The sequence below is a fragment of the Streptomyces sp. NPDC003327 genome (genome assembly GCF_053589515.1).
In genome coordinates this window covers 1-16,410 of sequence record NZ_JBSFSA010000014.1, presented here as the reverse complement: position 1 = coordinate 16,410, position 16,410 = coordinate 1, and the positions used below count along the sequence as shown (strand labels likewise).

Sequence of the window (16,410 nt, the reverse complement as noted above, 5' to 3'; positions counted from 1 at the left end):
ACTTCTTAGTCCTCCCCCAGGATCTGCGGCACCTTGAAACGCTGCTGCTCCTGGGCCGGGGCGCCGGAGAGCGCCTGCTCGGGGGTGAGCGACGGACGGACCTCGTCCGCGCGCATGACATTGGTCAGCGGCAGCGGGTGGGAGGTCGGCGGTACGTCTTGGTCGGCGACCTCGGAGACGCGGGCGACCGCGCCGATGATGTCGTCGAGCTGGCCGGCGAAGTGATCGAGTTCTTCGCCCTTCAGCTCCAGACGCGCCAGCCGAGCGAGGTGGGCGACCTCCTCGCGCGTGATGCCAGGCATGCGGATCCTCACGGGGTGAGCTTGATGGTGTTGGCCCAATCCTATGGGGCCCGCACCGCTGCCCGTGAAACGGTTTGCCCGGAGGGCGGCCCGGCCGTCACTGCACGACCTGGCCGGAGGGCCGGGCCGGCTCGACGGCCGCCGTCGTGTCGGAGGGGCGGTGCCAGCCGTGCTCGCCGCGGGCGAGGAGCCAGGCGGTGGCCTCCGCGGGGGGCATGGCGGCGGCGACGAGCCAGCCCTGGACGGCGTCGCAGCCCAGGTCGCGCAGCCGCTCCCAGGTCTCGTCGTCCTCCACGCCCTCGGCGACGACGAGGAGGCCGAGGGAGTGGGCGAGGTCGACGGTGCAGCGCACGATCTCGGCGTCCTCGGTGTCCACGGCGAGCCGGGCGACGAAGGAGCGGTCGATCTTCAGTTCGCTCACCGGCAGCCTGCGCAGGTGGACGAGCGAGGAGTAGCCGGTGCCGAAGTCGTCGAGGGACATCTTGACGCCGTGGCCGGTGAGGCCGTTCAGGGTGTCGGCGGCGCGCTGCGGGTCCTCGAGGAGGACGTGTTCCGTTATCTCCAGCTGGAGGGCTCCGGCGGGGACGCCGTGCCGGGCGAGCCGGGCGGCGACGGCGCCGGCGAAGCCGGGGGTGTGGACGTCGCGGGGCGAGACGTTGACGGCGACCGGGACGTTCAGGCCCTGGGCGCGCCAGCGGGCGACCTGGGCGAGGGCGGTCTCCAGGACGTACTCGGTGAGGTGCGGCATCAGGCCGGAGGACTCGGCGATGGCGATGAACTCGTCCGGAGGAACCTTCCCTCGCTCGGGGTGGACCCAGCGGACGAGGGCTTCGAGACCGGCCACGTGGCCGTCGAAGCCGACCTTCGGCTGGTAGTGGAGTTCGACCTCGCCCGCGTCGAGGGCGCGGCGGAGGTCGCCGAGGAGGCCGAGCCGGTCGGGGGTGTTGGAGTCGCGCTTGGACTCGTAGACCTCGACGCCGGTGCGGTCGCGCTTGGCCTGGTACATGGCGACGTCGGCGCGGCGGAGCAGGCCCTCGGCGTCGCGGGCGTGGTCGGGGAAGACGGCGACGCCCGCGCTGGCCTCCAGGACGAGGGTGAGTCCGTCGAGGTCGAGCGGGGAGGACAGCTCGGCGACGAGGTGGCGGGCGACGCGCTGCGCGCTGGTGGTGGAGTCGGCGGTGGGCAGCAGGACGGCGAACTCGTCGCCGCCGAGGCGGGCGGCCTCGGCACCGCGGGGCAGGGCGAGGCGGAGCCGGTCGGCGATCTGGAGGAGGAGCCGGTCGCCCGCGAGGTGGCCGAGGGTGTCGTTGACCGAGCGGAAGCGGTCGAGGTCGATGAGGACGAGCGCGGCGCGGACGCCTTCGCCCTCGGCGTCCTCCAGGGCGGTCCACGCGCGCTCCAGGAGCCACTGGCGGTTGGGGAGCCCGGTGAGCGGGTCGCGGAGCTGCTCCTCGGCGCGGGCGCGGGCGATCCAGAGGGTGGAGTCGAGGGCGATGAGGGGGACGGCGAAGAGCGGCAGGAGGATCGGCCGGGAGACGGCGACGACGCAGATGAGGGGGGCGATGCCGAGGAGGGCGACGGCGACGAGGCCCTGGCGGAGGAGGGCGGTGCGGGCGACGGTGGGCAGTCCGCGGCCGGGCGGCGCGAGCGTGTACCACAGGAGCAGCCGGGTCACCACGAGGTAGGTGCCGGCGGCGACGACGACCTCCGGGAGGTCGGCGATCCCCCAGTCGAGGGGCTGCCAGGGTGCCTCGACGCTCGGTACGTCTCCGAAGACGGCGAGGACGAGGGCGGCGGCCCCGACGCCGAGGATGTCGGCGGCGCCGTGCAGCAGGCCCTGGCGCCAGCGGTGGCGGCGGGCGGCGCCGACGAGGACGACGACGGTGAGCGAGACGAGTCCGGCGGGCACCCAGCCGTACAGGAGCAGCACGGCGAGGGTGAGGGCGGCGCCGGAGCCGGTGCCGCCCCACCAGCGGTCGCGGCCGAGGGCGACGAGGTGGCCGACGATGAGGCCGGTGAGGACGGCGAGGGACCAGCCGGCGGTGCCGTCGGGGAAGAGTCCGTGTCCGGTGCTCAGGGCCCGCTGGAGGCCGGTGAGGAGCACGGCCGCGGCGGTGCCCAGCACGGCTGCGGGCAGCCCGGCGGTGAAGCCGGTGGTGACCGCACGGCCGCGGGGCCGTGCGACCGGGGCTGCGCTCTCGGTCGGTTCCATTCCCGTCCCTCTCACAGGCGGCGGTGCCGTCGGTGTGCGATGGGCCGCCGCGGGCGGCCGTCCGTCGTCCGGCCGTCCGTCATGCGGTCGCCGACGGCGGCCGTTGCTCATGTCACTGGGCCGGTGTCCTGGCGCCACGGCCGCGCAGAGCCCTCGCGCGGCCGTGCAGGACCAGACGCACGGTCACCACACTAGGCCGCCGAGGGCTCCGGCGGGCAGCGCTCTCCCTGTCTTGCCCGAATGCGACCTGGCCACCCTTAAGGATCTGGTATGCGCCGAACGGGTGAGCTTCCGCCGTCGGCGGAGGGGCGTCACCCGGCGACCGGGACGGCGGCCTCCCGAGCGGCTTCGGGCCCCTGTTCGAGCAGGATGCGGAACCCGTCCTCGTCGAGAACCGGAACCTTCAGCTGCATCGCCTTGTCGTACTTCGACCCGGGGTTCTCACCGACCACCACGAAGGCGGTCTTCTTCGAAACGGAACCCGTTACCTTGGCTCCGAGGCTCTGGAGGGATTCTTTTGCGCCATCCCGGGTGAAGTCCTGGAGCGTGCCGGTGACCACGACCGTCAGGCCCTCCAGGGGGCGCGGTCCCTCGTCCTCCCCGGCGCCCTCGTCCTCCAGGGTGACTCCGGCCGCCCGCCACTTGCGCACGATCTCGCGGTGCCACTCCTCGGAGAACCACTGCTTCACGGCGGCCGCGATGATCCCGCCGACGCCGTCGACGGCCGCGAGCTCCTCCTCGGTCGCCTGCTCGATCCGGTCCAGGGAGCGGAACTCGCGGGCCAGCGCCTCGGCCGCGACCGGGCCGACGTGCCGGATGGATAGGCCGTTGATGAAGCGGGCGAGCGGACGGGTCTTGGCGGCCTCGATGTTCGCCAGCATCGCGAGGGCGTTCTTCTTCGGCTCGCCCTTCTGGTTGGCGAAGACGGTGACGATCTTCTCGTCGCCGGTCTTCGGGTCCCGCTTGGGAAGTCCGCTGTCCGGGTCGAGCACGTACGCCTTGATCGGGAGCAGCTGCTCGATGGTGAGGTCGAAGAGGTCGCCCTCGTCGAGGAGCGGCGGCTCGGCCGGCTCCAGGGGGCGGGTCAGCGCGGCGGCGGCCACCGCTCCGAAGTTCTCGATGTCCAGGCACTGGCGCCCGGCGAGGAAGAAGAGGCGTTCGCGCAGCTGGGCCGGGCAGGTGCGGGCGTTCGGGCAGCGGAGGTCGATGTCGCCCTCTTTCATCGGCTTCAGCGGGGTGCCGCACTCGGGGCACTCCGCCGGCATGACGAACTCGCGCTCGCTGCCGTCACGCAGGTCGGCGACCGGGCCGAGGATCTCGGGGATGACGTCGCCGGCCTTGCGCAGCACGACGGTGTCGCCGATGAGGACGCCCTTGGTCTTCACCACCTCCTGGTTGTGGAGGGTGGCGAACTCGACCTCGGAACCGGCCACGGTGACCGGCTCGACCTGGGCGTACGGGGTGACGCGCCCGGTGCGGCCGACGCCCACCTTGATGTCGACGAGCTTGGTGTTGACCTCCTCCGGCGCGTACTTCCAGGCGATCGCCCAGCGCGGGGCGCGGGCGGTGGAGCCGAGCCGCCCCTGGAGCGGGATCTCGTCGAGCTTGACGACGACGCCGTCGATCTCGTGCTCCACGGAGTGCCGGTGCTCGCCGAAGTACGTGATGAACTCCCGCACCTCGTCGAGCGAGCCGACCACCTTGTTGTGCCGGGCGGTGGGCAGGCCCCACTCGTGGAGCAGGGCGTACGTCTCCGAGAGGCGGGAGATCTCGAAGCCCTCGCGGGCGCCGATGCCGTGCACGACCATGTGGAGCGGGCGGGAGGCGGTGACCTTGGGGTCCTTCTGGCGGAGCGAGCCCGCCGCCGCGTTCCGCGGGTTGGCGAAGGGCTTGTCGCCGGCCTCGACGAGGCGGGCGTTGAGCGCCTCGAAGCCCTCCATCGGGAAGTAGACCTCGCCGCGGACCTCGACCAGGGCGGGGATGCGCTCGCCCCTGAGGCGCTCGGGGATGTCGGCGATCGTGCGGACGTTGGGCGTGATGTCCTCGCCCGTGCGGCCGTCGCCGCGGGTCGCCGCCCGGGTCAGCCGCCCGTGCTCGTAGGTGAGGTTGACGGCGAGGCCGTCGACCTTCAGCTCGCACAGGTAGTGGAAGTCGGGGGTGCCGACGTCCCGCGCGACGCGCTCGGCCCAGGTGGCGAGCTCCGCGTCGTCGAAGACGTTGTCGAGCGAGAGCATGCGCTCCCGGTGCTCGACCGCGGTGAACTCGGTCTCGTACTGGCCGGCGACCTTCTGGGTCGGCGAGTCCGGCGTGCGCAGCTCCGGGTACTCCTCCTCCAGCGCCTCCAGGGCGCGCAGGAGCCGGTCGAACTCGCCGTCGCTGATGACCGGCTGGTCCTTCACGTAGTACCGGAAGCGGTGCTCCTCGACCTGCTCGGCCAGGTCGGCGTGCTTCTCCCGTGCCTCGGCGGGCGGGGCCCCCTGTTCGACTGCCACCTTCGTCCGTCCTCCCGTACCTCGAAACCCGGTCACTCTGGGTTGTCCGCGAGCGATCTCGCCGCCCGGACGCAGTGGGCGAGCGCCGCGCGGGCGTAGGCGGGCGAAGCGCCCGCGAGCCCGCACGTCGGGGTGACGACCACGGACTCGGCGAGAGTCCCCGGATTCAGCCCCAGCCTGCGCCACAGCGTCCTGACACCCATGACGCTACCGCCCGGGTCCGACAACGGGCCGTCGGTGGAGGGCACCACACCGGCGAAGAGGACGGTGCCGGCCTCCACGGCCTCGCCGATCGGCTCCTCGTCACGTTCGGTGAGCAGTCCGAAGTCGAACGAGACGGCCGCGGCGCCGGCCCGCCGGAGGAGCGCGAAGGGCACGTCGGGGGCGCAGGAGTGGACGGCCACCGGGCCGTCGTGGACCTCGACCACCGTGCGCAGGGCGCTCTCCACGACCTGCCGGTCGACGGCCCGGTGCGTGCGGTAGCCGCTGGCGGTGCGGATCTGCCCGCGCAGCACGGCGGTGAGCGAGGGCTCGTCGAGCTGGAGCACGACGCGGGCGCCGGGGACCCGCTTGCGGACCTCGGCGAGGTGCGCGCGGAGGCCCTCGGCGAGGGAGGCGGTCAGGTCGCGGCAGGCGCCGGGGTCGCCGAGCGCCGCCTCGCCGCCGCGCAGTTCGAGGGCGGCGGCGAGCGTCCACGGGCCGACGGCCTGGACCTTGAGCGGCCCCTCGTACCCCTGGGTGAACTCCTCCAGGGCGTCGAGGTCCTCGCCGAGCCAGGAGCGGGCACGGCGGGTGTCGCGGCCGGGCCGGTCGCTGATCCGCCAGCCGCTCGGCTCCACGTGCGCGTAGAGGTCGACGAGCAGGCCGAGGGTGCGGCCGGTCATGTCGGCGCCGGGGCCGCGGGCGGGGAGTTCGGCGAGGTACGGGAAGTCCTCGAAGGAGCCGGTGACCGTCTTGGCGGCCTCGCGGGCGTCGCCGCCGGGCAGGGACCCGACGCCGGTGGCCGGGCCCCACAGTCGTGTGTCGCTCATCTCCAGCGCTCCTTACCGGCCCGGACGGACGGTCAGGTCGTTGATCTCCGCGTCGCGCGGGAGGTCGAGGGCGGTGAGGATCGCCGTCGCGACCGACTCGGGGTCGATCCACCGCGAGGGGTCGTACTCCTTGCCCTCCTGCTGGTGCACCTTGGCCTGCATGGGGCTCGCGGTGCGGCCCGGGTAGACGGAGGTCACGCGCACGCCGTTGGCGTGCTCCTCGTGGCGCAGCGCGTCCGCGAGGGCCTTGAGGCCGTGCTTGGAGGCGGCGTAGGCGGCCCACTCGGCGTGCGCGTTGAGCCCGGCGCCGGAGTTCACGAAGACGACGTGGCCCTGGGTGACGCGCAGCTGGGGCAGGAAGTGCCGGGTGAGCTCGGCGGGGGCGACGAGGTTCACGTCGAGCTGCTGGTGCCAGGTCTTCGGGGTGAGTTCGCCGACCGGCCCGAGGTCGACGACGCCGGCGATGTGCAGGAGGCTGTCGACCCGCTCGGGCAGGGTCTGGTGCGAGAAGGCCCAGGAGAGCCGGTCCGGGTCGGCGAGGTCGCCGACGAGGGTGCGGGCGCCGGGAAACCGGGCGGCGAGTTCCCTGGCGCGGCCCGCGTCGCGCGCGTGCAGGACGAGCTCGTCCCCGCGCGCGTGGAGGCGGCGCGCGACGGCCGCGCCGATGCCGGAACCCGCTCCGGTGATCACATGTGTAGCCATGGTCCCCATGCTCGCATCAGCGGGCGGCGATCTCCGCCTCCAGGTGGGCGAGGGCCGACTCGCCGTTCTCGGCGAAGAAGACGAGGTCGGTGAGGGGCAGCGGCAGGAAGCCCTCGTCCTCCATGCGGCGGAACTGATCCCGGAGGCCGTCGTAGAAGCCCTCGGTGTTGAGCAGGACCACCGGCTTGCGGTGCTTGCCGTGCTTCTTCAGCTCCAGGATCTCGGTGGCCTCGTCGAGGGTGCCGGTGCCGCCGACCATGACGACGATCGCGTCGGACTTGGCGAGGAGGAGCGCCTTGCGCTGGGCGAGGTCCTTCGCGACGACCATCTCGTCCGCGCCGGGGCGGGCCTTGTGGGCGAGGAAGTCGACGGAGACGCCGACGAGCCGTCCGCCCGCCTCCTCGACGCCGTCCGCGACGACCTTCATGAGGCCGGTGTCGGAGCCGCCCCACACGAGGGTGTGGCCGGCCTTGCCGAGGCGGCGGGCGAACTCGCGCGCGGGGGCGGTGTAGCGCTCGTCGAGGTCGGCGGCGGAGAGGAAGACGCAGATGTTCATGGCCCCACCGTAGCCCTGGCCAGCGGTTTCCACGTTCCTTCGGGAAAGTGCGCCGGGCGGCGATGAGTTGGGGCGGCGGCCGCGGTCTGCACTGGCATGGACGAGGTGAACACCATGCCGAGCGGGTCCCGGGGCCGGGTCGTGTCGGCGGACGGTACGGAGATCGCGTACGAGCGGTACGGGGACGGGCCCCCGGTCGTGCTCGTGAGCGGACCGCTGCGCACGGCCGTGGACGAGCGGCCGCTGGCGGCGCTGCTCGCCCGCGGGGGCTTCTCGGTCGTGGCGTACGACCGGCGGGGGCGCGGTGCGAGCGGCGACACCGGCCCGTACGCGGTGGAGCGGGAGGTCGAGGACCTGGCGGCGGTGGTCGCGGAGGCCGGGGCCGGCGCGGCGCTGCACGGGGCGGACACGGGCGGCGCGCTGGCGCTCGCCGCGGTGGCGGCCGGGGTGGCGACGGGCCCGGTGGCGGTCTTCGAGCCGCCGTACGCGGCGGACGCGGGCGTACGGCTCCGGGCGGCGGCGGAGCTCGTCGGGCGGGGGCGGCGGGACGCGGCGCTCGACCTGCTCCTCGCGGCGACGGGGGGCGTGCCGGGGCGCGCGCGGTCCGCGCTGGCGGAGCTGGCGCACACGCTGGCGTACGACGGCGCGATGCTCGACGCGGTGCTCTACGCGGGCACGGTGCCGGCGGAGGTCCACGCGCGCGTGCTGGTGGTCGACGGAGGCGCGAGCCCGGCGCCGACGCGCCGGGCGGCGCTGGCCCTGACGTCGGCGCTGCCCCGGGCCCGGCACCGGACGCTGACGGGCCAGACCCACCAGGTGGCGCCGCACGTCCTGGCTCCGGTCCTGGTGGAGTTCCTGGCGGAGGAGCGCGCGGCGAGCGAGGCGGCCTGAGCGGGGGCCGCCCCGGCCGCCCGGCGGGCTCCCGGGGGGGGCGTCCGGCCATGGGCCCCATGCCGGACCCCCGGGGGGCGTCCGGCCCCGGGCGTCAGGCCGTCGTCGTCGCGGTGGTGCGGCGGGTCGTCGTCGCGATCGTCGCCGAGCCCACCACGCGCGGGCCGTCGTAGAGCACGATCGCCTGGCCCGGGGCGACGCCGCGGACCGGCTCGTCGAAGGTGACGCGGAGCTCGCCGTCCTCCAGGGCGGCGCTCACCGGGGTCTCGCCGCCGTGGGCGCGGAGCTGGGCGGTGTAGCGGCCGGGGCCCTCGGGGGCCGTGCCGCACCAGCGGGGCTTGATCGCGGTCAGCGCGGTGACGTCGAGGGACTCGGCGGGGCCGACCGTGACGGTGTTGTTCACGGGCGAGATGTCGAGGACGTAGCGGGGCTTGCCGTCCGGGGCGGGGTGCCCGATGCGCAGGCCCTTGCGCTGGCCGATGGTGAAGCCGTACGCCCCCTCGTGGGTGCCCACCTTCGTACCCGACTCGTCGACGATGTCGCCCTCGGCGCGGCCGAGGCGGGTGGCGAGGAAGCCCTGCGTGTCGCCGTCGGCGATGAAGCAGATGTCGTGGCTGTCGGGCTTCTTGGCGACGGCGAGCCCGCGCCGTTCGGCCTCGGCGCGGATCTCCTCCTTGGTGGTGAGGGTGTCGCCGAGCGGGAACATGGCGTGCGCCAGCTGCTTCTCGTCGAGGACCCCGAGGACGTACGACTGGTCCTTGGCCATGTCGGAGGCCCGGTGCAGCTCGCGGGAGCCGTCCTCGGTGAGGACGACGGTGGCGTAGTGGCCGGTGCAGACCGCGTCGAAGCCGAGGGCGAGGGCCTTGTCGAGCAGCGCCGCGAACTTGATCTTCTCGTTGCAGCGCAGGCACGGGTTGGGCGTGCGGCCGGCCTCGTACTCGGCGACGAAGTCGTCGACGACGTCCTCGCGGAACCGCTCGGCGAGGTCCCACACGTAGAACGGGATGCCGATCACGTCCGCGGCCCGGCGCGCGTCGCGCGAGTCCTCGATCGTGCAGCAGCCGCGCGCGCCGGTACGGAAGGACTGCGGGTTCGCGGAGAGCGCCAGGTGCACCCCGGTCACGTCGTGCCCGGCTTCGGCGGCCCGGGCGGCGGCGACGGCGGAGTCCACCCCGCCGGACATGGCGGCGAGGACACGGAGAGTCTTAGTCATAGCCCTACCAGGGTACGGGGCGCCGGGAACCGCGGCGGCGGTGGTGAACGTTCTGGTGGGCATGGGGAGCAAGTCGAACAAGGGGGTGGGGCGGCGCGCCGTGCTGATCGGCGGCGCGGCCGCCGTGGCGGGCACGGCCGTGTACGCCAGGGACGAGCTGGGGCGCCTGTGGTGGCGGCTGCCGGGGATGGAGCGGGACCGGGTCGAGGGGGAGCTCGACCACAAGGCGGCCGTGTGGGCGGCGGCCTCGCGGGCGAACTGGCGGCGGGCGGACCGGCCGGACGACTTCACGATCGACCGGGTGGTGATCCACGTCGTGCAGGGCAGCTACGCCACGGCGCTGAAGGTCTTCAGGGACCCCTCGCACGGCGCGGCCACGCACTACGTGGTGCGCGCGGACGGGCACGTGGCGCAGATGATCCGCGAGCTCGACGTGGCGTTCCACGCCGGCGACCGCGACATGAACGAGCGCAGCGTCGGCATCGAGCACGAGGGCTTCGTCGACCGGCCGCAGGACTTCACTGCGGCCATGTACGCGGGGTCGGCGCGGCTCACCGCCGGGATCTGCGCCCGGTACGGGATACCCGTCGACCGGGAGCACATCATCGGGCACGTCGAGGTCGAGGGGACCGACCACACCGATCCCGGCCCGCACTGGGACTGGGACCGCTACCTGCGCCTCGTGCGGGCGGAGCGGGCGAAGCTCAGCTGAGGCCGGCCGTGCGGGCCCGCTCGACGGCCGGTCCGATGGCCTCGGCCACCGCGGCCACGTCCGCCCGGGTGGAGGTGTGCCCCAGGGAGAAGCGCAGGGTGCCGCGGGCCAGGTCCGGGTCGGTGCCGGTGGCGAGGAGGACGTGGCTGGGCTGGGCGATGCCCGCGGTGCAGGCGGAGCCGGTGGAGCAGGCGATGCCGGCGGCGTCGAGCAGCAGGAGCAGGGAGTCGCCCTCGCAGCCGGGGAAGGTGAAGTGCGCGTTGGCGGGGAGCCGGTCGACGGGGTCGCCGCCGAGGAGGGCGTCGGGGACGACGCTGCGGACCGCGGCGACGAGTTCGTCGCGCAGGGCGCCGATCTCTCGGGCGAAGTGCTCCTGGCCCTCGGCGGCGAGGCGGGCGGCGACGGCGAAGGCGGCGACCGCGGGCACGTCGAGGGTGCCGGAGCGGACGTGCCGCTCCTGTCCGCCGCCGTGCAGGACGGGGACGGGGCTGTGGGCACGGCCGAGGAGCAGCGCGCCGATGCCGTACGGGCCGCCGATCTTGTGGCCGGAGACGGTCATCGCGGCGAGGCCCGAGGCGGCGAAGTCGACGGGGACCTGACCGACGGCCTGGACCGCGTCGGCGTGCAGCGGCACGTCGAACTCGGCCGCCACGGCGGCGAGTTCGCGGACCGGCAGGACGGTGCCGATCTCGTTGTTCGCCCACATCACGGTGGCGAGGGCGACGGAGCCGGGGTCGCGGGCGATGGCCTCGCGCAGGGCGTCGGGGTGGACCCGGCCGTAGTGGTCGACCGGCAGGTACTCGACGTCGGCGCCCTCGTGGGTGGCGAGCCAGTCGACGGCGTCCAGGACCGCGTGGTGCTCCACGGGGCTGGCGAGCACGCGGACGCGGCGCGGGTCGGCGGCGCGGCGGGACCAGAAGAGGCCCTTGACGGCGAGGTTGTCGGCCTCGGTGCCGCCGGAGGTGAACACGACCTCGCTGGGCCGTGCGCCGAGTGCGGCGGCGAGGGCCTCGCGGCCCTCCTCGACGGTCCGCCGGGCGCGGCGGCCGGCGGCGTGCAGGGAGGAGGCGTTGCCCGTGACGGCGAGGTGGGCGGTCATCGCCTCGATCGCCTCGGGAAGCATGGGCGTGGTCGCGGCGTGGTCCAGGTAAGCCATGGTGGGTCGATTCTACGAGCCCGCCCGCGACCACCCGGCGCCCGGCCCACCGACGCGGCCCGGCGCGGCCCACACACGCGGCCCCGCGCGGCCCCTCGACCGGGGCCCGCCGGAGACGTCGCACCCCGCGCGGCCGGCTGTGCGGGCCGGCCGCGCGGAAGCTTCGCCCGTCAGCCGCGGGGCGCGCGGGCGAGCTGGCGGGACTGGGCGACCAGGCGGCCGGCCGTGTCCCAGACCTCGGCGTCCTCCTCCAGGAAGCCACCGGCGAGGTTGCGCGTGGTGATGGAGACCCGCAGCGGGCCGGGGGCCGGGCGGCAGCGGACGTGGGTGGTGAGCTCCACGGTCGGGGTCCAGCCCTTGAGGCCCAGCTCGAAGGAGGTCGGCGGCAGGGCGTCGACGGTGAGCAGCAGGGAGAGCGCGTCGGGCTCGCGGCCGTCGGCGAGTCCGAACCAGGCGCGCATCTCGCCCTTGCCCGAGGGGGCGCCGATCGCCCAGCCGACGCAGGCCGGGTCGAGGCGGATGTCGAGGCGCTCGGTGATCGCGGAGGAGCCGGGGATCTGCGGGGTCGGGCCGTCGGAGGCGCCGAAGCAGTTCTCGACGGGGGCCATCGCCGGGGGCGTCGCGGTGGTGCGGACGTCGTCGGGGAGCGCGTCGAGGTCGCCGTACGAGGCGAGGACGCGGATGCGCTCGACCTCGGTGCCGTCCTCCTCGTACTGGAAGAGGGAGGCCTGGCCGGTGGAGAGGGTGCGGCCGGTGCGGACGGTCTCGGTGCGGATCACCGCGGGGCCGGGCACGGACGGCGTGAGGTAGTGCGCCGAGATCGTGAACGGGTCGGGGTGCGGGAGGTGGTCGCCCAGGGCGCGGCCGAGCAGGGCGAGGAGGTAGCCGCCGTTGACGGCGTGGATGATCGTCCAGCCGGCGGAGAGGTCGGCGTCGTAGACGCCGGGCTCGCGGAGGGTGACAGCGGTGTCGCGGTCGAACTCGCTCGCCGCCGCCGGGGCGACGGCGTCCGTCGCCGCGCTCGTCTCGGTGCTCGTGCTCATGACGTCGACGGTACCGCAGGAAACTACTGAGCGGTAGCTTTTTCGGGCTCCTCGCGGGTGGACGAGCGCCGGTTCCAGGCGCGGGGCGCCCGCCAGTGGTAGTGCATCGCGAGCAGCCGCAGGAGGAAGGCGGTGAGGACGGCGGCGCCGCTCGTGAGGGCGTTCAGCGCGTCGAAACGGATGCAGAGCACGACCATCGTCGCGCCGACGATCGCCGGCACCGCGTAGAGGTCGCGGTCCCAGCGCAGCAGCGAGGGGACCTCGTTGGCGAGGACGTCGCGCAGGACTCCGCCGCCGACGGCGGTGGCGAGGCCGAGGGCGGCGGAGGAGGTGAGCCCGAGGCCGTAGTCGTACGCCTTGGTCGTGCCGGTCACGCAGAAGAGGCCGAGCCCGGCGGCGTCGAAGACGTTCACCGCCCGCTGGGTGCGCTCCACCTGGGGGTGGAGGAAGAAGACGAGGACCGTCGCGATCAGGGGCATCAGGAAGTAGCCCAGATCCGTGAAGGCGGCGGGGGGTACGGCGCCGATGATCAGGTCCCGGAGGAGCCCGCCGCCCAGCGCGGTGACCTCGGCGAGGACGGCGATGCCGAAGACGTCGAAGTTCTTGCGGACGGCGAGGAGGGCGCCGGAGATGGCGAAGACGAAGATGCCGACGAGATCCAGGGCGTGCTGGACGTCGGGGCTGAACAGATCGTGGACCACCGGCCCCATTGTGCCGGAGCCCCCTGGGGCCAGGGGGCTCCGGCCGCGTCAGGCCTCGGGGCTCGGGTCCGGGGCCGGGCCCGGGGCCGGGTCCGGCGTCGGCTCCGCCGCGGACTCCGGCGCGGAGTCGGACGCGGGCTTCGCCGGGGGCTCCGGCGTCGCCTCCGGCTCGGCCGGCTTCTTCGTGATCGTGACGTCCACCGACTCGCGGGCCGCCGGGACCGTCAGGCCGTCCGCGTTCTCCGGGTGGTGGCAGGCCACCCGCTGGCCCGGCCGGAGCTCCAGGAGCGGCGGCTCCTGGGTCTTGCAGAGGTCCGTCGCCTTCCAGCAGCGGGTGTGGAAGCGGCAGCCCGACGGCGGGGCGATCGGCGAGGGGACGTCGCCCTTGAGCAGGATGCGCTCGCTCTTCGCGCCCCGGCGCCGCGGGTCCGGCACCGGCACCGCGGACATCAGGGCCCGGGTGTACGGGTGCATCGGCGCCTCGTACAGGGACTTCCGGTCCGCCAGCTCGACGATCTTGCCGAGGTACATCACGGCGATGCGGTCGGAGACGTGCCGGACGACGGAGAGGTCGTGCGCGATGAAGACGTACGTGAGGCCGAGCTCGTCCTGGAGGTCGTCCAGGAGGTTGACCACCTGCGCCTGGATGGAGACGTCCAGGGCGGAGACGGGCTCGTCCGCCACGACCAGCTTCGGCTTGAGCGCGAGCGCGCGGGCGATGCCGATGCGCTGGCGCTGGCCGCCGGAGAACTCGTGCGGGTAGCGGTTGTAGTGCTCGGGGTTGAGGCCCACCAGGCCGAGCAGCCGCTGGACCTCCTTCTTCACTCCGCCCTCGGGCTCGACGCCCTGGAGCTTGAAGGGGGCGGAGACGATCGAGCCGACCGTGTGGCGCGGGTTCAGCGAGCCGTACGGGTCCTGGAAGATCATCTGGACGTCCCGGCGCAGCGGACGCATCCCGGCCACGCCGAGGTGGGAGATGTCCGTCCCCTGGAACTCGACGGTGCCGCCCGTGGGCTCCAGGAGCCGGGTGATGAGCCGGCCCATGGTGGACTTGCCGCAGCCGGACTCGCCGACGACACCGAGGGTCTCACCGGGGTAGACCTCGAAGTCCAGCCCGTCCACGGCCTTGACGGCACCGGTCTGGCGCTGGAGCAGCCCCTTCCTGATGGGGAAGTGCTTCTGCAGGCCGGTGACCTTCAGCAGGGGCTCCGGCGTCGATTCCTTGGTCTCGCTCACAGTTTCGGCGCAATCTCTTCGGTCCAGATCCGGGTGCGCTCCTCCTGCGGCATGTGGCAGGCGGAGTAGTGGCGCTCCCCGGCCAGTGCCAGCTCGGGCCGCTGGGTGCGCGTGACGCCGCCCTTGGGGACGTCGGCGTACGGGCAACGGGGGTTGAAGGCGCAGCCGCTCGGGACGTTGATGAGGCTGGGCGGGTTGCCCTTCACCGGGATGAGCCGGTCGGTCTGCTCCCGGTCGATCCGCGGCATCGAGCCGAGCAGGCCCCAGGTGTAGGGGTGCTGGGGCTCGTAGAAGACGGATTCCGCCGGGCCGCGCTCGACGCAGCGCCCGCCGTACATCACGAGGATGTCGTCGGCGAGCTCGGCGACGACGCCGAGGTCGTGGGTGATGATGACGACCGCGGAGCCGAACTCCTTCTGGAGGTCCCGCATCAGGTCGAGGATCTGGGCCTGGACGGTGACGTCGAGGGCCGTGGTCGGCTCGTCCGCGATGAGGAGTTCGGGGTTGTTGACGAGCGCCATGGCGATCATCGCGCGCTGGCGCATGCCGCCGGAGAACTCGTGCGGGTAGTTGTCGAACCGCTTGGCGGGCTCGGGGATGCCGACCCGGTCGAGGAGTTCGACGGCCCGCTTCTTCGCCGTCTTCTTGTCGACGTCGTGGTGGACGCGGTACGCCTCCACGATCTGGTTGCCGACCGTGTAGTACGGGTGCATCGCGGACAGCGGGTCCTGGAAGATCATCGCCATCTCGCGGCCGCGCATCCGCCGGACCTCCTCCGGGTCCGCGGAGAGCAGCTCGCGCCCGTTCAGCCAGATCTCGCCGGAGATCCTGGCCTTCTGCCGGCCGTACTGGCCGACGGTGTGCAGGCCCATGATGCCGAGCGAGGTGACCGACTTGCCGGAGCCGGACTCGCCCACGATGCCGAGGGTCTTGCCCTTCTCCAGCTGGAAGCTGAGGCCGTCGACGGACTTGACCAGGCCGTCGTCGGTCGGGAAGTGGATCTTCAGGTCGCGTACGTCGAGGAAGGCGTCGGACGGCGCGGACCTCCCCGTGTCGACGGGCTCCCCCACGGCGGCGCCCGTCTTCGTCAGCTTGTCCGTCATGCGAGCCTCACTCGGGGGTCGATCACCGCGTACAGCAGGTCCACGACGAGGTTGGCGATGACCACACAGGACGCGGTGACGAGGGTGACGGCCAGGATCAGCGGCAGGTCACGCTCGCTCACGCCCTTGATGGCCATCCAGCCGAGGCCCTGGAGGTTGAACGTGGTCTCGGTCAGGATCGCGCCGCCGACGAGGGCGCCGAGGTCCATGCCGAAGATGGTCAGGATGGGGGTCATGGTGGAGCGCATCGCGTGCTTGCCCAGCACGACCTGCTCGGGCAGGCCCTTGGCGCGCGCGGTGCGGATGTAGTCCTCGCCGAGGACCTCCAGCATGGTGGCGCGGGTGAGGCGCGCGTACATCGCCGCGTACAGGAAGGCGAGGGTGACCCACGGCAGGAGCAGGCCGCCGAACCAGCCGCCGAAGGACTCGGTGATCGGCACGTAGGAGGCGTTGAGCCAGCCCAGCTGCGTGCGGAAGACGAACATCGCCAGCATGCCGGTGAAGAAGATGGGCAGCGAGACGCCGGCGAGCGCGGTCATCATCGCCGCGCGGTCGACGACCGTGCCCCGCTTGAGCGCGGAGAGCACGCCCGCGGTGATGCCGAGGACCAGCCACAGGGCGGCCGCGCCGATCACCATGGAGAGGGTGACGGGGAAGGCGTCGACCATCATCGTCCACACGTCCTGCTCGGTGCGGAACGAGTAGCCGAAGCACGGGGCGGCGCAGTGGATGGTGGAGCCGCCGCCCGTGTAGTCGCGGCCGACGAAGATGCCCGACACGAAGTGCCAGAACTGCACCAGGATCGGCTCGTCCAGGCCGAGCTTCTGCCGGATGGCCTCGATGGATGCCGGATCCGCCTGCTTGCCGACGAACATCGCGGCAGGGTCGCTGCCGGTCATCTTGGGGATGAGGAAGAAGATGCTGAGCGTCACGAGCGTGACGACGAGCAGCATCACGACGACGGCGAAGAGCCGTCGGACTATGTATGCAAGCATGCGGTCGGCCGGGCGAGCTCTTCGGCGTTGGGCTTCACCAGGTCGGGGCGGGCGGCGACGCCGCG

Annotated in this window: 15 protein-coding genes; 2 read left to right on the top strand and 13 right to left on the bottom strand. The window is 73.4% G+C overall.

What is annotated here, in order from left to right; translation table 11 throughout:
- Window positions 1-5: 5 nt before the first annotated feature.
- The 6 genes from gatC to ACWDVG_RS14850 all read right to left on the bottom strand — a co-directional run bounded on the left by gatC (window position 6) and on the right by ACWDVG_RS14850 (window position 7,295).
- On the bottom strand, window positions 6-302 hold the full coding sequence (gatC, locus tag ACWDVG_RS14875; RefSeq protein ID WP_015036350.1) for an Asp-tRNA(Asn)/Glu-tRNA(Gln) amidotransferase subunit GatC: 297 nt from the start codon (window positions 300-302) through the stop codon (window positions 6-8).
- 97 nt (window positions 303-399) lie between these two features.
- Window positions 400-2,514 carry a putative bifunctional diguanylate cyclase/phosphodiesterase gene (locus ACWDVG_RS14870; protein ID WP_451699559.1) on the bottom strand — a complete coding sequence of 705 codons (2,115 nt, stop codon included), beginning with the start codon at window positions 2,512-2,514 and terminating at the stop codon, window positions 400-402.
- Between the two features lie 311 nt (window positions 2,515-2,825).
- A complete protein-coding gene (gene ligA / locus ACWDVG_RS14865) occupies window positions 2,826-5,006 on the bottom strand; it encodes an NAD-dependent DNA ligase LigA (RefSeq protein ID WP_451699558.1) in 2,181 nt (726 codons plus the stop codon).
- Window positions 5,007-5,038: 32 nt separating this feature from the next.
- Complete coding sequence (locus tag ACWDVG_RS14860; RefSeq protein ID WP_451699557.1) at window positions 5,039-6,037, bottom strand: methionine synthase; 999 nt, start codon at window positions 6,035-6,037, stop codon at window positions 5,039-5,041.
- A gap of 12 nt (window positions 6,038-6,049) precedes the next feature.
- Window positions 6,050-6,748: an SDR family oxidoreductase gene (locus ACWDVG_RS14855; RefSeq protein WP_451699556.1), complete on the bottom strand. Its 699-nt coding sequence runs from the start codon at window positions 6,746-6,748 to the stop codon at window positions 6,050-6,052.
- A 7-nt stretch (window positions 6,749-6,755) separates the two neighbouring features.
- Entirely contained in the window at window positions 6,756-7,295 is a 540-nt protein-coding gene (locus tag ACWDVG_RS14850; protein ID WP_451699555.1) for an LOG family protein, read from the bottom strand.
- 114 nt (window positions 7,296-7,409) lie between these two features.
- On the opposite strand from ACWDVG_RS14850, the gene ACWDVG_RS14845 reads away from it, so the two are divergent.
- Window positions 7,410-8,186, top strand: a complete 777-nt coding sequence (locus tag ACWDVG_RS14845; protein ID WP_451699554.1) for an alpha/beta fold hydrolase — start codon at window positions 7,410-7,412, stop codon at window positions 8,184-8,186.
- A gap of 94 nt (window positions 8,187-8,280) precedes the next feature.
- Here ACWDVG_RS14845 and mnmA read toward each other — a convergent pair whose 3' ends face one another.
- Window positions 8,281-9,399, bottom strand: coding sequence for a tRNA 2-thiouridine(34) synthase MnmA (gene mnmA / locus ACWDVG_RS14840; RefSeq protein ID WP_451699553.1), 1,119 nt, complete (start codon window positions 9,397-9,399; stop codon window positions 8,281-8,283).
- A gap of 61 nt (window positions 9,400-9,460) precedes the next feature.
- Here mnmA and ACWDVG_RS14835 point away from each other — a divergent pair, with 61 nt between their 5' ends.
- Window positions 9,461-10,111 (top strand): N-acetylmuramoyl-L-alanine amidase, encoded by a 651-nt coding sequence (locus ACWDVG_RS14835; RefSeq protein ID WP_451699552.1) that lies wholly within the window; start codon window positions 9,461-9,463, stop codon window positions 10,109-10,111.
- Here ACWDVG_RS14835 and ACWDVG_RS14830 read toward each other — a convergent pair.
- The 6 genes from ACWDVG_RS14830 to ACWDVG_RS14805 form a co-directional block, all read right to left on the bottom strand.
- Window positions 10,104-11,267 carry a cysteine desulfurase family protein gene (locus ACWDVG_RS14830; protein WP_451699551.1) on the bottom strand — a complete coding sequence of 388 codons (1,164 nt, stop codon included), beginning with the start codon at window positions 11,265-11,267 and terminating at the stop codon, window positions 10,104-10,106. The genes ACWDVG_RS14835 and ACWDVG_RS14830 overlap by 8 nt on opposite strands.
- A gap of 170 nt (window positions 11,268-11,437) precedes the next feature.
- Entirely contained in the window at window positions 11,438-12,310 is an 873-nt protein-coding gene (locus tag ACWDVG_RS14825; protein WP_451699550.1) for a thioesterase family protein, read from the bottom strand.
- 23 nt (window positions 12,311-12,333) lie between these two features.
- Window positions 12,334-13,020 (bottom strand): trimeric intracellular cation channel family protein, encoded by a 687-nt coding sequence (locus ACWDVG_RS14820; protein WP_451699549.1) that lies wholly within the window; start codon window positions 13,018-13,020, stop codon window positions 12,334-12,336.
- Between the two features lie 39 nt (window positions 13,021-13,059).
- Complete coding sequence (locus ACWDVG_RS14815) at window positions 13,060-14,247, bottom strand: ABC transporter ATP-binding protein (RefSeq protein ID WP_451699548.1); 1,188 nt, start codon at window positions 14,245-14,247, stop codon at window positions 13,060-13,062.
- Window positions 14,244-15,350, bottom strand: coding sequence for an ABC transporter ATP-binding protein (locus tag ACWDVG_RS14810; protein WP_451699547.1), 1,107 nt, complete (start codon window positions 15,348-15,350; stop codon window positions 14,244-14,246). Before ACWDVG_RS14810 ends, ACWDVG_RS14815 begins: the two co-directional genes overlap by 4 nt.
- The gene (locus tag ACWDVG_RS14805) at window positions 15,347-16,345 is read right to left on the bottom strand and encodes an ABC transporter permease (protein WP_451699546.1); all 999 of its coding nucleotides are present in this window, start codon (window positions 16,343-16,345) and stop codon (window positions 15,347-15,349) included. Before ACWDVG_RS14805 ends, ACWDVG_RS14810 begins: the two co-directional genes overlap by 4 nt.
- Window positions 16,346-16,410: the final 65 nt, after the last annotated feature.